At 57.6% G+C, this 17,179-nt stretch carries 16 protein-coding genes; 8 read left to right on the top strand and 8 right to left on the bottom strand.

The window, feature by feature from the left end:
* The first annotated feature begins 4 nt into the window (after positions 1 to 4).
* The 3 genes from N8E88_RS25250 to N8E88_RS25260 are packed head-to-tail and all read left to right on the top strand — an operon-like array spanning position 5 to position 2,514.
* The gene (locus tag N8E88_RS25250; protein WP_262292983.1) at positions 5 to 862 is read left to right on the top strand and encodes an ABC transporter ATP-binding protein; all 858 of its coding nucleotides are present in this window, start codon (positions 5 to 7) and stop codon (positions 860 to 862) included.
* 3 nt (positions 863 to 865) lie between these two features.
* Positions 866 to 1,858: an MlaD family protein gene (locus N8E88_RS25255; RefSeq protein ID WP_262292984.1), complete on the top strand. Its 993-nt coding sequence runs from the start codon at positions 866 to 868 to the stop codon at positions 1,856 to 1,858.
* 35 nt (positions 1,859 to 1,893) lie between these two features.
* Positions 1,894 to 2,514, top strand: a complete 621-nt coding sequence (locus tag N8E88_RS25260; RefSeq protein WP_410010702.1) for an ABC-type transport auxiliary lipoprotein family protein — start codon at positions 1,894 to 1,896, stop codon at positions 2,512 to 2,514.
* Between the two features lie 284 nt (positions 2,515 to 2,798).
* Here N8E88_RS25260 and N8E88_RS25265 read toward each other — a convergent pair whose 3' ends face one another.
* Positions 2,799 to 7,772: an apolipoprotein A-IV repeat region-like domain-containing protein gene (locus N8E88_RS25265; RefSeq protein ID WP_262292986.1), complete on the bottom strand. Its 4,974-nt coding sequence runs from the start codon at positions 7,770 to 7,772 to the stop codon at positions 2,799 to 2,801.
* Between the two features lie 304 nt (positions 7,773 to 8,076).
* Between N8E88_RS25265 and N8E88_RS25270 the strand changes: the two genes are divergently transcribed.
* From N8E88_RS25270 to N8E88_RS25280, 3 genes are all read left to right on the top strand, one after another.
* Positions 8,077 to 8,445 carry an Hpt domain-containing protein gene (locus tag N8E88_RS25270; RefSeq protein ID WP_262292987.1) on the top strand — a complete coding sequence of 123 codons (369 nt, stop codon included), beginning with the start codon at positions 8,077 to 8,079 and terminating at the stop codon, positions 8,443 to 8,445.
* Between the two features lie 139 nt (positions 8,446 to 8,584).
* Positions 8,585 to 8,905, top strand: coding sequence for a 2Fe-2S iron-sulfur cluster-binding protein (locus N8E88_RS25275; protein WP_262292988.1), 321 nt, complete (start codon positions 8,585 to 8,587; stop codon positions 8,903 to 8,905).
* Positions 8,906 to 9,196: 291 nt separating this feature from the next.
* Positions 9,197 to 10,222: an NAD(P)/FAD-dependent oxidoreductase gene (locus N8E88_RS25280; protein ID WP_262292989.1), complete on the top strand. Its 1,026-nt coding sequence runs from the start codon at positions 9,197 to 9,199 to the stop codon at positions 10,220 to 10,222.
* Between the two features lie 6 nt (positions 10,223 to 10,228).
* Here N8E88_RS25280 and N8E88_RS25285 read toward each other — a convergent pair whose 3' ends face one another.
* The gene (locus N8E88_RS25285) at positions 10,229 to 10,846 is read right to left on the bottom strand and encodes a DUF922 domain-containing Zn-dependent protease (protein WP_262292990.1); all 618 of its coding nucleotides are present in this window, start codon (positions 10,844 to 10,846) and stop codon (positions 10,229 to 10,231) included.
* Positions 10,847 to 10,977: 131 nt separating this feature from the next.
* On the opposite strand from N8E88_RS25285, the gene folP reads away from it, so the two are divergent.
* Positions 10,978 to 11,817, top strand: coding sequence for a dihydropteroate synthase (gene folP, locus N8E88_RS25290; protein WP_262292991.1), 840 nt, complete (start codon positions 10,978 to 10,980; stop codon positions 11,815 to 11,817).
* Positions 11,814 to 12,326, top strand: a complete 513-nt coding sequence (gene folK, locus N8E88_RS25295; RefSeq protein WP_262292992.1) for a 2-amino-4-hydroxy-6-hydroxymethyldihydropteridine diphosphokinase — start codon at positions 11,814 to 11,816, stop codon at positions 12,324 to 12,326. Before folP ends, folK begins: the two co-directional genes overlap by 4 nt.
* 197 nt (positions 12,327 to 12,523) lie before the next feature.
* Here folK and N8E88_RS25300 read toward each other — a convergent pair whose 3' ends face one another.
* The 6 genes from N8E88_RS25300 to N8E88_RS25325 all read right to left on the bottom strand — a co-directional run bounded on the left by N8E88_RS25300 (position 12,524) and on the right by N8E88_RS25325 (position 17,111).
* Positions 12,524 to 13,060, bottom strand: a complete 537-nt coding sequence (locus N8E88_RS25300; protein ID WP_262292993.1) for a hypothetical protein — start codon at positions 13,058 to 13,060, stop codon at positions 12,524 to 12,526.
* A 107-nt stretch (positions 13,061 to 13,167) separates the two neighbouring features.
* Positions 13,168 to 13,515 (bottom strand): type II toxin-antitoxin system PemK/MazF family toxin, encoded by a 348-nt coding sequence (locus tag N8E88_RS25305; RefSeq protein WP_262292994.1) that lies wholly within the window; start codon positions 13,513 to 13,515, stop codon positions 13,168 to 13,170.
* The gene (locus N8E88_RS25310) at positions 13,502 to 13,720 is read right to left on the bottom strand and encodes an AbrB/MazE/SpoVT family DNA-binding domain-containing protein (RefSeq protein ID WP_262292995.1); all 219 of its coding nucleotides are present in this window, start codon (positions 13,718 to 13,720) and stop codon (positions 13,502 to 13,504) included. Before N8E88_RS25310 ends, N8E88_RS25305 begins: the two co-directional genes overlap by 14 nt.
* A gap of 52 nt (positions 13,721 to 13,772) precedes the next feature.
* Positions 13,773 to 14,855 carry a YcjF family protein gene (locus N8E88_RS25315; RefSeq protein ID WP_262292996.1) on the bottom strand — a complete coding sequence of 361 codons (1,083 nt, stop codon included), beginning with the start codon at positions 14,853 to 14,855 and terminating at the stop codon, positions 13,773 to 13,775.
* Positions 14,852 to 16,315 (bottom strand): YcjX family GTP-binding protein, encoded by a 1,464-nt coding sequence (locus N8E88_RS25320; RefSeq protein WP_262292997.1) that lies wholly within the window; start codon positions 16,313 to 16,315, stop codon positions 14,852 to 14,854. Before N8E88_RS25320 ends, N8E88_RS25315 begins: the two co-directional genes overlap by 4 nt.
* A gap of 280 nt (positions 16,316 to 16,595) precedes the next feature.
* A complete protein-coding gene (locus N8E88_RS25325) occupies positions 16,596 to 17,111 on the bottom strand; it encodes a SixA phosphatase family protein (RefSeq protein WP_262292998.1) in 516 nt (171 codons plus the stop codon).
* Positions 17,112 to 17,179 lie beyond the last annotated feature (68 nt).

Consider the following 17,179-nt stretch of genomic DNA (forward strand, 5'->3'; position numbering starts at 1 on the left):
AGAAATGACGCCGGCAGCAAACAAACAACCCGACACTGACGCGCAAGAAGTGATCCTTTCGGTGAAGGATGTCAGCGTTTCATTCGGCAGGGCTAAGATTCTCGATAATCTTTCACTTGACGTCTATCGCGGCGAAATTCTGGGTTTCGTCGGTGCATCAGGTACCGGCAAATCGGTATTGATGCGGGCGATCCTCGGCCTGAATCAAAAACAGAGCGGACAGATCAAGATCTTCGGCCATGATATAGATCGGGCCTCGGAGCAGGAGAAGCTGGGCGTCGACATGCGCATGGGCGTGTTGTTCCAGCAGGGCGCGTTGTTTTCTGCTTTGACCGTGCTCGAAAATATCCAGGTGCCGATGCGGGAATACCTCGATATTCCGCAAAGGCTGATGGATGAGCTCGCACGGCTGAAAATCGAGCTGGTCGGCCTCAAGGCGGATACGGCTGAAAAGTTTCCGTCGGAGCTTTCAGGCGGCATGATTAAGCGCGCCGCACTGGCCCGCGCGCTATCGCTTGATCCGGAAATCGTCTTTCTCGACGAGCCGACTTCGGGTCTCGACCCGATTGGTGCGGCGGAATTCGATGAACTCATCGCCAATTTGCGCGATACGATGGGTTTGACAGTTTATATGGTGACCCACGACCTCGATAGCTTGTTCGCCGTTTGCGACCGAATCGCGGTATTGGGAAAGAAGAAAGTTCTCGTTGAGGGAACGATTGAAGACATGCTGGCGTTCGACGATCCGTGGGTTCAGGAATATTTCCGCGGAAAGCGCGCACGCCAGATAGTTTCCAATGGCGACAACAGACGGCGATCGACGCACGAGCAGCCCAGGGCAGAGCAGGATCAGACGAAGTAATCTATGGAAACGAAAGCCAACTATGTCCTGGTCGGTGTCTTCACGCTCGTAGTGTGTATCCTTGCCTTTGGATTTGTCTATTGGATCGCCCGTTATGGTGACCGTAGCGAAACTGCGACGCTTGAAATCCGCATTGTCGGCTCCGTCACCGGGCTGGCTGAAGGCAGCCAGGTCCTGTTCAACGGTATCAAGGTTGGCACCGTACGGCGCCTGTCTATCGATGCCAACAATCCTGATGCGGTTATTGCCCAGACGGAAGTCAATGCGACGACGCCCATCACCCGTTCAACGCAGGCGACATTGGGCTTTGCCGGCCTGACCGGACAGGCCTTCATCGAGCTCAAGGGTGGAAAGCTCAACGAGCCCAACCTCCTGGAGGAAGCCGCCAAGGACGATCAGATCGCGCGCATGGATGCCGATCCTTCGGTCGTCAACAACCTTTTGCAAAAGGCGCAGACAATTCTTGAGCGTGTGGATGGTGCCGTGGGTTCTATCGAAAGCTTCATTACCGAAGTGAAGGGGCCGTTGGTCGACACAGTCAACAACACCAAGAAGTTTACCGATGCGCTGGCCAACAATTCCGATGTCATCGATAAATTCAGCCAGAGCGCCGAAGATGTTCAGGCTGTGGTAAAAGAAGCGCGGCAAATGATGACCCGGCTCAACACCGCATCGACGCGGGTCGACGGCGTTCTTGCCAAGCTAGACAAGCAGCTGTCGGATCAAGATGGCAGCGTCGTCAGGGAGGCGCAGGATACACTTAAATCCTATCGCGCGGTTGCCGACAATCTGAACGCCCGGCTCGGGCCGATCACCGATAACATCAACCGATTCTCCGGGCAGGGTCTGCGCGACGTACAGGCGCTCGTAAATGAAAGCCGTCAGTCGGTTCAGCGCATTGAACGGGCGATCACCGACCTTGAAAAAAACCCGCAGCGCGTAATTTTTGGTGGAGGCGGCAGCGTTCCGGAATATGACGGACGCACACGCCGTTGACTTTGGGCGATTCGCATCGCATGAAAGTCAACGGGTTGGTGCGTTCGCATGACACGGACAGAGGGGCGCTGGTGAAAACAAGAACGACTATTGCCGCTCTGCTGTTGGCTTTGTCCGTTTCAGCCTGCGCGAGCTCCAAGAAGCTTGACACTTTCGATCTTTCCAGCGCTTCGCCAGACGTTTCTTCACCAAAGAAGCAGGGTCGCCAGATTCTGATCGCGGCACCCTCCGCGCTCAAGGCGCTCGATGGTGAAAATATTGTCGTTCGATCAGGCCCGAATTCGATTTCCTTCTTGAAGGGTGCGCAATGGGCTGATCGCTTGCCGAATATCGTACAATCGCGGCTGGTCCAGGCCTTCGAGAGCACGGGCCGTCTTGGCGGTGTCGGGCGTCCAGGCGAAGGCCTCGCCATCGACTATCAGGTGATCAGTGATATCCGCACTTTCAACATCAATGTATCCAGCGGCCGGATCGCGATCGTCGAAATCGCCATCAAGATATTGAACGACAAGAACGGGACTGTGCGCGCCGTGCGTGTGTTCCGCGCGACATCGCCGGTCAGCGGCGAGGGCAATGCATCCTATATCGCCGCGCTTGACAGAGCCTTTGACAGCGCCGCGAGCGATATTGTCACGTGGACCCTGTCGGTCATCTGAGCGGACAACGCACCCACATCTCCGTCATCCTCGGGCTTGACCCGAGGACCCACGGCCAAGAAGCCCGCACATTGCGCCTTCCCGACGCGTTCCAGATAGGTGCGGATTTATAACGAGGAATTGCATTCTATTGCTGACTGGATCCAGTTGAGCAAACGGTCCCGTGATGGTCCTCACGTCCTCGGGTCAAGCCGAGGATGACGGAGTGGGGCACCAAACAAGAGAGGTTTAACTTGCCAACAAAAACGCGGCCGAAGCCGCGTTGTTTTATCCCTATCCGCCGCTTACTTCAGGCGGTTGCTCGCGTGCGCCAGCATCGTATAGACCTTGCCCGTGTCGGACGTCAGGTAGTTCTGGGCCATGACATTGTCGCGGTCATTGCGCGAAACGTCTTCGAGCAGGCGTTCGAAGTCATCCATGTAACGATCGACGGCGCGTTTGAATTCGCTGTCGCCCTGATACTTGCGCTTGATCTCGTCAAATGTCTGCTGACCCTTGAGCGTGTAGAGACGGCGGGTGAACACGTTGCGTTCGCCAGCGCGATAACGCTGCCAGAGTTCGACCGAAGCCTCATGGTCGATCGCGCGAGTGATATCGATCGACAGGGAGTTCAGCGATTCAACGACCTGGCCAGGCGAGCGTCCGCCAGTCTCCGGTGCCTTCGCCTTTGGTTCGGCCTGGGTCTCGTCGCTCGATGCGCGGCGCAAGAGATCCGAAACCCAGCCATTGCCGGCAGGCCGTGCAGCTGGAGCCGCGTTGCCACGAACATCGAGGCTGCCACGTATTGCAGGTGCTTGTGCCGGCGTAGAAGCCGGTGCAGCTGCCCGTGTGGTGGGCGCCGGTTCGGTGCGCTGCGGCTGCGCTGCGACGGCCGATGTCCGGGTCGGCGTTGCCGCGCGTACCGCACGGGCTTCACCAACATCGGTCAAGCGGCCGGATTTCTGAACGATTTCCGCAAGTTCCTTCAAAGCGTTGATCTGCTCGGATACCGCCTTGCGCATCTGCGCAGTCGACTGCTTGGCTTCTTCCGGCATGTCCATGACGCCGCGCTGCAGCTCGGAACGGGTTTCCTCCAGCTCCGCGCGGATGGCAGCAGAAGAGCGGCGGATTTCGTCCGTGGCATTGGCGAATTTCTGCGATGCCTGCTCGACGACTTCCGAGATCGAGGTGCGGATCTGTTCGGTCGTCTGTGTTGCCCGGCCTTCGGCACGGTCAAATGCCGAGGAAACCAGCGATTCGAACGAACGCATGGTCTTTTCGACACTTTCCGACTTCGCGATCAAGCCGGCGGCAAGCTTCTGCAGGGCCTCCTGACGCTCGTCGAAGGTCGATGCGAGGTTTGATTGCGACGCGTTGATGAGTTCGGAAGCCTTGTCGAGCATGCTGCCATGTTCTTCAAAGCTTTTCGCGATGGCGGAAATATCCGTCAGTGTCGAGTTCGAAAGTTGCGAGAGCTTGCCGAGATTGCCATCGATGAGACGGGTCGACGTCTGGAACGATTCCGCGGCTTTCGTCGCGTTTTCGGCAAAGGTCGTCGTCGTGTCGAGCAGACGCCCGTCGATATCGCCAAGGTTCTTGGTCGCCATATCGATCAGCTCGCCGAGCTTCGCATTGGAAGCCGAGAGGCGATCGATCAGATTGCTGACATCGTCGGTGAGGCCGGCCTTCGCCGCCTGAACGGCAGTAATGGTCTCTGCCGTACGGCTGGCGATGGCATTGATCAGGGCGGCGTTCTCGACACGCAGGCGTTCCGTTGCTGCCGTTGTTGCCTCCACCAGCTGCGAGGCCAATGTACGGCCATTGTCGGCAAGGCTATCCACCAGCGGCTGCGCCGTATTGTCGAGAATGCCGATAATCTCCTGCGAGCGGGCGGCGAGAACCTCGTTGAGCTCACGCGTGCTTTCCGCAAGCTTCGATGCGGTCGAATCCGTTGCAGCGGAGAAACGCGCTTCGAGTGCTTCCAGGTTGGCAGCCGCTTCGCGAGCCCGTTCGCCGAGACGCTTTTCGGTTTCCGCAAGGCTTTCGTTCATGCGCAGGCTGAATGCCTCGCCATGGCCGTCGAGCGCTTCGCCGGCCTTCTGTGCCTCGCCGGTGAGCGAAGAAGCGGCTTCGGTGATCTTGTCACGCAGGCTGCGTGCCACGACTGTCGCGCTCTGTTCCAGCGACTTGCGTACATTGTCGACGCCCATCTCCAGAGCTTTTTGCATGGTCGTTGTGCGCTCGTCGATGGTTCCGCCATGGTTTTCGAAGGCCTTGGCCAGCACTTCCGCGCTGTCCTGCAGGATCGCTTGAAGTGCAACGGTACGGTCGCTGATGGCGCTCGCCTGGTTGTCCAATGTCTTGCCGATGGCAGCGTTGCCCTGTTCCATGGCGGTGCGGATGCCAGCAATACGGTCATCGAGCAGTCCGGCATGTTCGTTCAACGTATCGCCGATGCGGGTATCACTGTCAGCAAGCGCAACACGGATTGCAGCAGCCCGCTCCTCAAGGGCACCGATATGCGACGCCAATGTATCACCGAACTGGTTGTTGCCGTTGTCGAGCGCGGCGCGAATACTTGCGGCACGTTCCTCGATATCACTGGCATGCTGGCCGAGTGTGTTCGCGATCTGACTATTGCTGTTATCCAGAACGGAACGGATACCTGACGTGCGCTCCTCGATATCGTTTGCATGCTGGGCAAGTGTCTCGCCGATACGTGCATGGGTGTTTTCGAGCGCCGACTGGATGCCGGCGGTGCGTTCGTCGAGCGAGCTCGCATGCGAGGCGAGGGTCTGGCCAATCCGCTGATCGCTGTTGCTCAGCGCCTGCTCGATGCCTGCGGTACGATCCTCGATGGCGCTTGCATGGGAAGCCAGCACATCGCTGATGCGCGCATCGCTGCTGGTAAGTGCCGATTCAATGCGGTTCGTTCTGTCATCGACCGAGTCGATGAAGCCACCCAGCGTTTCATCGATGCGGGTGCCGCTTGCGAGCAATGTCGACTGGATTTCCGCGTTGCGGGAGTCGATAGCCTGCGTATGCGCCGCCAATGTCTCGGATAGCTTGCCGTCACTGCTCGACAGAGCCAGCTGGATTTCCTGGTTGCGCTCGTCGAGGCTCTTGGCATGGTGATCGAGAGTCTGCGCAATTTTAGCGTGCGTGTCGACGAATGCCGCGCGCATGCCGGATGTCCGGTCTTCGAAGATCTTGGCATGGGCATCGAGCGTCTGGCCGATCCGGGAATCGTTGGCCTGAATTGCCGCTTCGATAGTGGAACTGCGCAGATCGATCGTGCGCGCATGCTCGTCCAGCGTTTCGCGGATCTTCGCATCCGTATCGGAGAATGCGGCGTGCATGCCCGATGTACGGTCTTCGATCGCCTTGGCGTGCTGCTCAAGCGTTGCGCCGATGCGTGCGTCATTGTCATCGAGCGCAGTGCGCAGGCCGGCAGACTGGCTTTCGAGCGCTGAGCCATGGCCTTCGATGATCTGGCCAATGGCGGCGGTGCTGCTCTCGAGGATTGTCTTGAGGTTCGACGTATGATCGCCGATCTGGCCAGCCTGCACACGAATAACGTCGGCCGCGCGGTCTGTCTCAGCAGACAGCGTCGCGGCAAGTGCCTCGCGGCTTTCGACCAGTTTGTCGGCAAAGGCAGCCGCATTGGTGGACAGGAGGCTGCCGACAGAGTCGGACAGGCTCGACAGGTCATTGCCGATCTTTGCCTTGGTTTCATCGACGATGCCGTCGATCGAAGCGCGGCCATCGGTGAAGGTCTTGGCGATATCGCGGGTACGCTCGATCAGCTGTTCGTTGATCTGGCGGGCGCGGGCTTCCAGCGCCGAATTGAGGCGTTCGGTGCTTGTATCCAGCGACTGCGCACGGGTTTCGAATTCGGCGAGCAGTGAGCGGCCACGTTCGTTGATCGTCGTGTCGAGACCGGCGAGGCGCGTATCGAATTCGCCGACAAGCGTCTGTGTGGCATTGCCAAGCAGCGACAGCATGCTGTTGGTGCGGCCGTCCAGCGTATCGGCAAGTTTCATCGTTACGGCATCGGTCTGCTCGGACAGGGCAGCAATGCGCATTTCCAGAAGGTTTGCAAAGGCTTCGCCGGAAGTGCTGATCTTGTGTGAAATGTCGTCGGAACGCGAGACGATCGATTCGGAAATCGTCTGTCCGCTCTGGGTAAGGCGGTCGATAAGCGTCTCACCGGACTGGCTGATCGACATGGTCAGGTTGGTGGAGGCATTGGCGAGATTATCGCGCAATGAATCGCCCGCCTGCGAGAGCTCATCCTTCAATTGCTCATGCGCGCTTGAAATCGACGCACGGACGCGTTCGGCATGGCCGATCACGGATTCACGTTCGCCGCCGAGACGGTCGACGAGTGTGCGGATGCGATATTCATTGTCCGTATAGACGCGTTCGAGCTGGTTGACCTCGGTCTGCACGAGTGTTTCAAGCTCGACGGCACGGGCGAGGGTCCGTTCGACACCTTCACTCATGGCCGCGACTTCGCGGCGTACGGCCTGACCAAGCGAGGCTACGCGGTCCGAAGACATCATTTCGGGTTCTGACAGGCGCATCGCCGCTTCAGCCATCGAGCGAGCCGCATATTGCATTTCCTGGGCGCGCCGGATCATGACTGCAAACGCCCAGAACAGCATGATTGGAACGACAATGGCAACGAGCATCGCAATTGCGTGCGGTGCCGCGGCAAAATCCGCGAAGGAACGAATTGACCGGAGCTCGGCGCCGTAAAGCGCGTTGCCGAGAGCGAGCACGGCCGCCGCCCAAAGGACACTGACGATGACTGTTAGCAAACCGTAGGATTTTGGCGCAGGGACGGTGTTGGCCGTGCGCGACACGGTCGCCGTCTGCAACAGGTCGTCATTTGCCGGCTTGAAAGTCTGTGCGGGCACGGCCGGCGCTTTTGGCGGCGCGGGCGGTGCGGCCGGGATAGGGTTGGCAGCCTTGATCTGCGGCTTTGGGGCGGGCAGAGGAATCGGTGGCTCAATGGAAACAGGCGCTTTGATTTCTGGCGTTTTCACAGCTTCCGGCGCGGCTGGCGAGTCATGTTTTTCCGCTGCCAGTTCCTGGGCTGCTTGCGATATCTGCGCTTCCAGATCAGTGAAGGACAAGAGTTCGTCATCGATAGGTGACAAATCCATATCCATCCCAAGCGTGGACTCATCGAAATCGATTTCGAGAGCCTTTTCAAGAGCTTGGCCGAGTTCGTCGTCGGCCTTCACTGCTTTGCTTTTCGGGGCTGTGGCCATGTTTTCCTCACAAATATTGGGCAGTGACCACATGTGAAGCCCCCGCACCATACTCTTTACGCCGCTACTGTATCGTACTGGCACATGGATTGGAAAGAAACAATGGATTCGGGAAATGCTTAAAAGTTTAAACACAAGGTTAATTTTTTGAGGTCGCAGGAAATTTCACTTGGAAGTCAAAATTTACCTTTTGTTCACCATAACCGGCCATTTCCCCGCAGAGCTTGCCACGTTTTAACCTTGAATCAGAGGCATTTGAGTAAACTTGTTAGTTCAATTGTAAAGCGTTCAGGGAGAGTACCCAATGGCACAACAAGCATCGATGGCCTTTGCATCGCCGGGAGGTGAAAAGTCGAAGCCATCGCGCAAGCGGCCAATCGATCTCGTCCATTTGACACGCGAGACGTTCGGCAACCGGGCCCTCGAAACCGAAATCCTCAACCTGTTTTCCCGCCAGACATGCGGCATCGTCGTTCGGTTGGCGCACGCCAACCCGGATGAACGGGTTCGTCTCGCCAAATCGTTGAAAGGTTCGGCCCGAGCGGTTGGAGCGTTCCGCGTCGCCGAAATGGCCGAAGCCATCGAACAGGCCCCAAGCGATACGAAGAAAATCAACGACATGGGACCGGTCATCGATGATGTCCGCGATTATATAGCCGCGATCACGCGCTAGCATCAAAGTCGGTTGAACGACTTATCGTCCGCCGGCATTGATGCAGCGGATCGATAGCGGCTGCGTCAGGGAGTACAATTGACTTGCCCGCCAAAATCCCTATGTGAGCGGTAACTTTCCTGCTTTGGGGCGAATTTTTATGGCAAAGATCACTTTTGTCACTCATGACGGCGCGCGTATTGAAACGAACGCGGAAAACGGTTCGACCGTGATGGAAAATGCCATCCGCAATGCCGTGCCGGGCATCGATGCGGAGTGCGGCGGCGCCTGCGCCTGCGCCACGTGCCATGTGTATGTGGATGAAGAGTGGACCTCCACGACTGGCGAGCCCGAAGCGATGGAAGAGGATATGCTGGATTTCGCCTATGATGTACGGCCGAACTCACGTCTGTCATGTCAGATACGTGTTTCCGACGATCTGGATGGTCTCGTCGTACAAGTTCCGGAACGTCAGGCGTAAGTTTTATTAGCATCGCTGCTATGCGTGGTTCGACAAGCTCACCATGAGGGAAGTTGGTGGCTGCAATGACAATCACCAACGCTGCAGAACTATGCTCCGCTGCAACTCACAACTTCCCTCATGGTGAGCTTGTCGAACCACGCATAGCAGCGATGCTATCCGCAATGGCCCGAATCCATTCTCTTGACCTTTTTCCATGCAATCGTTACGCGCTTGGCAGCCCGCGCGTTACGGACGCGCCAGCCATACCCCTTTTCCATTTGCACGGCATGCAGGCATGAGGAATTTTCGATGAGCGAGATTATCAAAACCGATGTTGTGATCATTGGTGCCGGGCCTGTCGGCCTGTTCGCGGTGTTCGAGCTTGGCCTGTATGATCTCAAATGCCATCTCATCGATATCCTGGATCGCCCCGGCGGCCAATGCGCCGAGCTTTATCCGGAAAAGCCGATCTACGACATACCGGCTTGGCCGATCATCAGCGGGCACGATCTCACTGAAAAGCTCCTGGAGCAGATCAAGCCGTTCGCACCACAGTTTCATTTCAACCGTATGGTCACCAAGCTTGAGCGCCAGGCCGATGGCTCATTCCACGTCGAAACAGACGAGGCGGAGGTGTTCGAAGCCAAGGTCGTGGTCATCGCTGCTGGCGGCGGTTCTTTCCAGCCGAAGCGCCCGCCGGTACCGGGCATCGAGGCCTATGAGGGCAAAAGTGTCTTCTATTCCGTTCGCCGCATGGAAGAATTTCGCGATCAGGACATCTTGATTGTCGGTGGTGGCGACAGTGCGCTCGATTGGGCGCTAAATCTGCAGCCCATCGCGCGCAGCCTCACAGTCGTTCATCGCCGCGCCGAATTTCGTGCGGCTCCTGACAGTGTCAAGAAGATGTTCGAACTGGTCGAGAGCGGCAGCGTGCGTTTCGAACTCGGTCAGGTTTCCGGACTCAAGGGCGAGGATGGCCAGCTTACCCATGCAACGATCAAAGGTACCGAGGGCGAGACCGATATTCCGGTCACGCGTCTGCTGCCGTTCTTCGGCTTGACCATGAAGCTCGGGCCCATAGCCGATTGGGGGCTTAACCTGCACGAAAATCTCATTCCCGTCAGTGTCGAAACATTCGAGACATCGGAGCCCGGTATTTTCGCTATCGGTGACATCAATACCTATCCCGGCAAGCTCAAGCTCATCCTGTCGGGCTTCCATGAAGCAGCGCTGATGACGCAGGCAGCGAAGCACATCGTCAGCCCGGGCGAGCGTATTGTGTTCCAGTACACAACGTCATCGACCAGCCTGCAAAAGAAGCTGGGCGTTAACTGACGCCTATCAAGGGCTTTTTGCGAATTCGCGCTGGAGCCGGAAGACGAGAAGCCGTTCAAAGCGACTGTCAAAGTTGACGGCTTCGACGCGATCGAACTGGATTTGCGCAAGGTCGTGCTTGCGCATCAATTTTGTGGTCAGTTCATCGATGTCAGCCTTCATCGCGGTGCAATCGCTGCGCCATGGCAGCGCCTTGATCGCCCGCTCCATATCGCCTGCTGCCGTGCGCGCGATGACGATGTGACTCTCTTCGTGCCGTTTTATGTCAGCAGACAGCGTATCCCAGATCAGGGCAAGATCCGGTTTCGCAGTGCGGCGCTGTATCCAGCGCGGTAGGAAGACCTGGGCGTGAACGACGACGTTGGCGTCAACAACACGGCAGTTCTTGCCGTTGGAACCGTATTTTATCCTGTTGGTGAAGCGCATCTTGGTCATGCCGGGATGACGCTGGCCCGTCTTTAGCAAAATAGGACCGCGGCGGTACAATTCGCGATCGAGATCGGCGGCCGTACGGCCATTCAGCGCGAAATATTCATATTTGCGCAGGACCGTCGCCGCGTTGGCGGCGGGTACGGTCATCAAAAGCGCCATACCGAGAGAGGCAGCTCTGGCAAAAATATGCATCTGGTATTTTCCTTTTCAGCCAACTCTGTCCGATCCTGACACTATCGTCAAAAACATTGCGGATGAATTGACGTTACCCGCGTTCTGATCAAAAACAGGATAAGAATTTTTGAGGTTCAAGGAGCGCGCCGATGCAAAGAGAATGGAAACTGGCACATGGCCGGTCTCTGCCGTTGGGGGACCGCGCATTGATCATGGGCGTGCTTAACGTCACGCCGGACTCCTTTTCCGATGGCGGTGTGCATTATTCTCTGGATCAGGCTCTGCAAGGTGCACGGGAGATGATCGCGGAAGGTGCATCGATCATCGATGTGGGCGGCGAATCGACCCGGCCCGGCGCCACGCGTGTCGAACCGGCCGTCGAGCAATCGCGTATACTGCCCGTGATCAAAGCGCTGGTGAAAGAAACGGATATCATCATCTCCGTCGATACCTATCGCGAAGAGACCGCCCGCCTTGCCGTCGCTGCCGGCGCTCATATCGTCAACGATGTCTGGGGTGTGCAGCGGGAGCCTGCCATTGCCGATCTCGCAGTGGAAACCGGAGCAGGGCTTGTCATCATGCATACGGGCCGCGAGCGGGAACGCGACCCCGATGTCATCGTCGACCAGTTCGCCTTTCTCAACCGTTCGCTGGAAATTGCCAAGGTAGCCGGTGTTTCACGCGACCAGATCGTACTCGATCCAGGTTTCGGCTTCGCCAAGGACACAGCGGAAAACATTGCGCTGATGGATCGTTTTGTAGAACTCGAGGCGTTCGGTTATCCATTTCTTGTCGGTACCTCGCGCAAGCGTTTCCTGCGGGCCACTTCGGGTGGTGAGCAACAGGAATGGGATATCGCCACGGCCGCTTCTTCAGCGATATTGCGGATTGCCGGTGCAGACATTTTCCGGGTGCACAATGTCGCGATGAGCCAAAGCGCGCTGGCGCTGGCAGATGCGGTATTGCAATCGCGCAGATCGAGGCAATGACCGCTTTGAAGCACAAGGCGTGGCTCGGGCTTGGCGGCAATATCGGCGATCCGGTGGATTCGATGGCCAAGGCATTGCGTGCGCTGAACGGGCGCACTGATACGCGTGCTCTCGGCGTCTCGCCGGTCTACAAGACGCCGCCATGGGGCAAGACCGATCAGGCATGGTTTCACAATGCCTGCGCCGAAGTCGAGACTTCGCTCGATCCGGAAGCGCTACTCGCCGCTTGCCTCGATGTGGAATTGCGCCTGAAACGCCAGCGGCTCGAACGCTGGGGACCACGGATCATCGATATCGATGTGCTGGCTTATGAAGGTCTTGAGGAATTCGAAAGTCCGACGCTCATCTTGCCGCACCCGCGCATGACCGAACGCGCCTTCGTGATGGTGCCGCTCGCCGATATCGCACCGGATCTGGTGATCAGCGGCAAGGCCGTCGCGTATTGGGCTGCACTTTGCGACAGAACCGGCGTGGAAACTGCCCGCGATGATTTGGATTGGTGGAAATAGAATAATATTCGTTGCGTGGTTCGACAAGCTCACCATGAGGGAGGTTTGGGACTGCATGGAGCCAAAAACGGGCGACGGCAATCAGGTCGGCGATGGGAAAAATAGTTGTGAGGTGAGCGACTATCAATGCAATCAACCCACTTCCCTCATGGTGAGCTTGTCGAACCACGCACAGCGGCTAGGCCAATTCAGTTGGCTTAATTCTTGGCAATGCTGCCAACGGCTCTTGTATCAACACGCTTCAACGTCATCCCTACAACCGGGATCAGCGCCTCTTCGAGCCGCACAGAAATAGTGACGTTCATCGTGTTGTTATCGTTGAATTTGGCCAGCATGGCGCCGTTCAATTGTTTGCGGCTGATGGCGAGCACAACGCGGTTGCCGGAGACATTGCCGCCGGTGATGTCGAGACCCTTACCGGCCGAACCATCGAGAAAGCTGCCCTTGTAGCTATTGCCAGCGCGAACGATCGTTGCCTTCATCGGCTGGTTGAAAATGCCGACGCGGCAACTGCCGTCCAGCGTCATGCCGGCTTTTTCCGCGGGCGTAGTCCCATCGAGCGTGCAGACGAATTTGGTGCCCTTGTATTTGCCGGCCACGATCTCGCCGGGACCGACCCATTGACCTTCCACGGTCTGGAAGAATTCGGTGTCCTTGTCTTTGGCTTGCGCGGGCAACGTCAGAAACGCGCAGGCAAACAGGGACAGGGTAGCGGCTGCTGCGCTTCTTTTCATCGACAAGACTCAACACAAATCATTGGAATGGGGTACTAAGGCGATCATCGTCCGGAATGGTTAATGGATGGTTGCCATTCAGTGCTTATTGGAAGGAAAAGGAACCTTCAAGGGGCGGGTACAGCGATATTCTTGCATATCTCCCGCATAACCAACGCCAGCAGTTCGCTTGATATCTCGCCGATAATTTCCGCATCGCGTTTTTCTATGGTCGCGATCTTCGTGGGTCTTATCAGCGAAACAATGGGCAGTCCGGTAGCCTCAAGCGATTGAACTGTCTGATCTCCTGGCCACTTGCGGTTTTCGGCGCTTGTTATCATCACAACCCATAGCAAGGCATCATCCTTGCCAATTCCTCCACGCGAAACAACCAGAGCGGGTCGGTGTTGCCGGGTATTTTTATCGGTATAGGGAAATGGAACCTTTACGACGTGTCCCGCCCTAAAGATCGCCATAAGCTCTCCGGTCCGCCTCGGAATTCCATTCCTCAAAAGTTGCAAAGGGATTGTCGCCCGGTATTTCTGCTGTGTGCTTGACCAAGATGACCTTTTCACCTTCAATCTTGTATTCGATATGATCACCTTCGACGAGATGCAGGGCGGCTCTCACCGGCTGGGGTATGGTCGTCTGCGCTTTGCTGGTTAGTTTGCTCGTTATCATGGTGGTTCACCTACTAAGATGGGGCATTCCTTACAATGTAAGGAATGATTTGTCAATTTTCATCCTTCTTCCTGCCACCGATACGCGCCAGATCGCCAATGAAATCGCCAATACTCGGGCGCCTTTCCGCATTGAACGGGAAGGGCCGTACAAGGTCCATGGCAGAGATGCCGATACGCGCTGTCATCAATCCATTGATGACGCCTTCGCCGAGCCGCGCGGAAAGCCGTGCTGCCAAGCCATGGCCAACCAGCTGCTGGATGATGCTGTCGCCCATCGCAACCGTGCCGGTGACGGCGAGATGCGCAATGACGTTGCGTGTGAGCTTGAGGAAGCCAAGAGTGCCCGGTCTGCCTCCGTAGAGCTCCGAGAGCCGCCGGATCAGACGCGCAGACTCGAAAACCACATAACCGATGTCGACCAGCGCGCGCGGGCTGACTGCGGTGACGATCGAGACGCGTTTTGAGGCTGCAAGGATCATCTCCCGCGCCTGCCGGTCGAGGGGGCGCAGTAGTTCGGTTTCAGTGAGCCGGATCAGGTCGCGGCCGTCGATCACGTCATCGCGCAGATCGTGCAACAGTGCACGGCCCTTCGCCGTAGCGGGGAGTGTTTCGGCAATGGCGATAAGCTTGCCGACAGCTGCTTTTGCCGCTCGAACATCATTATCCGCTGCAGCCGTGGCCGCCTCGTCGCGCAAGTGCTGCACCGAGGCAAGGCGGCGCAAGGCCAGCCCCTCGCGCAGGACAATGGCAATCAGCGCGAAGGCAGCGAGGACACTAACGCCAAGCGCCACCCAGCCCAGCCACGGCGCGCGCTCGAACAGCGTACGAATGAGATTGTCAGCCCACAGGCCCAGCGCCAGCGATACGAGCACTCCGAGCGCTCCAGTGAGCAGGGAAGCGAAAGAAAAGCGCTTTTTCTGTGCGAGTGCAGGCGGCGGGGTCAGCGCATCGAGTTCGTTCGCTGTCTCCGGATCGAGGTCGAAGACATCCACGGCTGCCGGTGTGATCACCGCGACATCCTTGATCGCGGTTGGCTTGCGCTGTTGCGGAGCGCGCGCCTTCTGCGGACCATCGGTTTGCTCTGGCTGGTCGAGCCGGAAGGAAGCGGGTTTGCGAGCGTTGTTATCCGTCATGCGAGGCGATCTCCTATGAGGAATTGTAGCGCGCGATCGAGCCTTATATGCGGCAGCGACAGGGTGAGGCCTTCCGCGTTCTTTTCCAGCCGGGGCGGGCGGAAGCGAACGAAACGAATAGCCGGGTCTTCAGAAACCCATTCCGGATGTTCAAAGATTGAGTCCGGTTTTGCCGGCAAGTCACCGGGAAATATGGCGGTTTCGGTTTGGCCATCGAATGTCTCGCCGTTGATGGTCTCGCCTTTTAGCGGCGTTCCGATAATGACCGGGAGCGTTTCCTTTCCTTGAGTCACCGTCGCTTCGCGCGTGGTACGCACCGCTGCCATTGCCAGCACATCGACGCTTGCACCGGAAAAATCGGCGCGGCTGACGGCGCGGTCGACCAATCGCCGGACGATGGCCTGCAGCCGGTCATGGCTCTCGTGATGCAAATGATCGGCCTTGGTTGCGGCAACGAGAATGCGGCTGATGCGCCGCTGCACGAGGCCCGTCAGGAAATTGGTGCTTCCGGGGCGAAAGCAGGACAGGATTTCCGTCAGCGCGCGTTCCAGATCAGCCACAGCCGACGGCCCGGCATTCATTGCCTGCATGGCATCGACAAGGACGATCTGCCGGTCGAGCCGGGCGATGTGTTCGCGGAAAAAGGGTTTAACGACATGGGTTTTGTAGGCCTCGTAGCGCCGTTCCATCATTGCGGCAAGCGAACCGGGACGCGGCTTGCCCGCATCAAGGTTTGGCAATGGAGCGAAGGTAAGCGCTGGCGAACCGTCTAGATCCCCCGGCATGAGGAAGCGACCGGGCGGTAGCGTCGACAACGCCCGTTCGTCGGCCTTGCCAGCTTTCAGATATTCCGTGAAGCTCTTTGCCAGGCGCTGCGCCATCATTTCATCTGCGTTCGCATCCGCATCAGCATCGTCCGACACCTTGAACCAGTCCGTTGCAAGATCGCGGTGGCTTTCGAGCCGGGCAAGCTCAAACGAATCCCTGGAAAACTCCGCATAGGTTTTACCCAATAGCGGGAGATCCAGCAGCCATTCACCGGGATAGTCGACGATATCGACGGAAAGCTTGCCGCCGGAGAACATGCGGTTCCACATCGACGCGGATTCATATTCGATCGTCAGGCGCAGTTCGGAGATTGCCCGCGTCGAGTCCGGCCAGATGCGCTCGTCGATCAGTGCCTTCAGATGTTCCTCATATTGAAAGCGCGGGACTGCATCGTCGGGCTGCTCTTCGAGATAGGCGCGGGCGATGCGTCCGGATTTCTGCGCCTCAAACAGCGGAAGGCGGCCGCCATGGATCAGATTATGCACCAGCGCGGTGATGAAGACAGTCTTGCCGGCACGAGAAAGGCCGGTGACACCGAGCCTCAACGATGGGGACATAAGTCCGCTGGTGCGGTCGGCCAGCGTATCGAGCGCGATCTTCGCTTCGTCGGTAAGTGTCGTCAATGTACCCAATTCAACCGTCCTGTGGCCGCGTGATGGTATCAGCCCATTTGGGAGTCTTGTGCCCGCAACACAAGCTCATGGAAAGCCGATAATCGGATTGCATATCGATGGTGCGTGGTTCGACGGGGCTCACCATGAGGGAGAAAGGGCAGGTTGCAAGACAATCGCCAATCTCGCAGAACTTGAGTCTCTGCAATCAAGCCACCTCCCTCATGGTGAGCCCATCCTGAGCTTGTCGAAGGGCGAACCACGCAAAATGTTTGTGCAGAATCGATGAACTGCCAAACTCTTACAAATGTTCGGAGGGAGAAAAGAAAGCCTGCAAGTCGCCGGTTCCCGGACGGATTTCTGCAAGCGGGCTGTCGAACTGGATGACAGCCAAGGCTGCTGTCGGAAACCCGGATACGAAGGTCGGATGGCTAGGCGGCTGGCCACGGCCGGCGAGGGCGGTGGCCAATTCCTCCATCATCGGATTATGACCGACCAGCATCACGGAGTTGGCTGCTTCGTGTTCGAGCCCCGCCATGCGGATTGCCATGAGATAGGCATCAGGACCGGCCGAATAGAGCTTTTCGGATTCTTCGAGGATGAAAGGAGATTGGATATCAACGTATTCGAGGGTTTGTCGTGCCCTGATCGCGGGCGAACACAATACGATCTCCGGTTTCAGTCCGGAGCGCCTGAGTTCCTCTCCCAGAACCTTGGCGGCTTCGATGCCGTCCGTATCGAGCGTCCGGTCGAAGTCTTTCTGGCCGGGTGACGGCCAGACTGCTTTTGCGTGCCGCAGCAAATAAACCTGGCTCATCTCGCAACTCCCTGATGATATTGCTCAACAGGTGCCATGCTTCCCCGAAAGACGCAAACTTTGGATAA

The organism is Phyllobacterium zundukense (assembly GCF_025452195.1).
Taxonomy (GTDB): Bacteria; Pseudomonadota; Alphaproteobacteria; order Rhizobiales; family Rhizobiaceae; genus Phyllobacterium; species Phyllobacterium zundukense_A.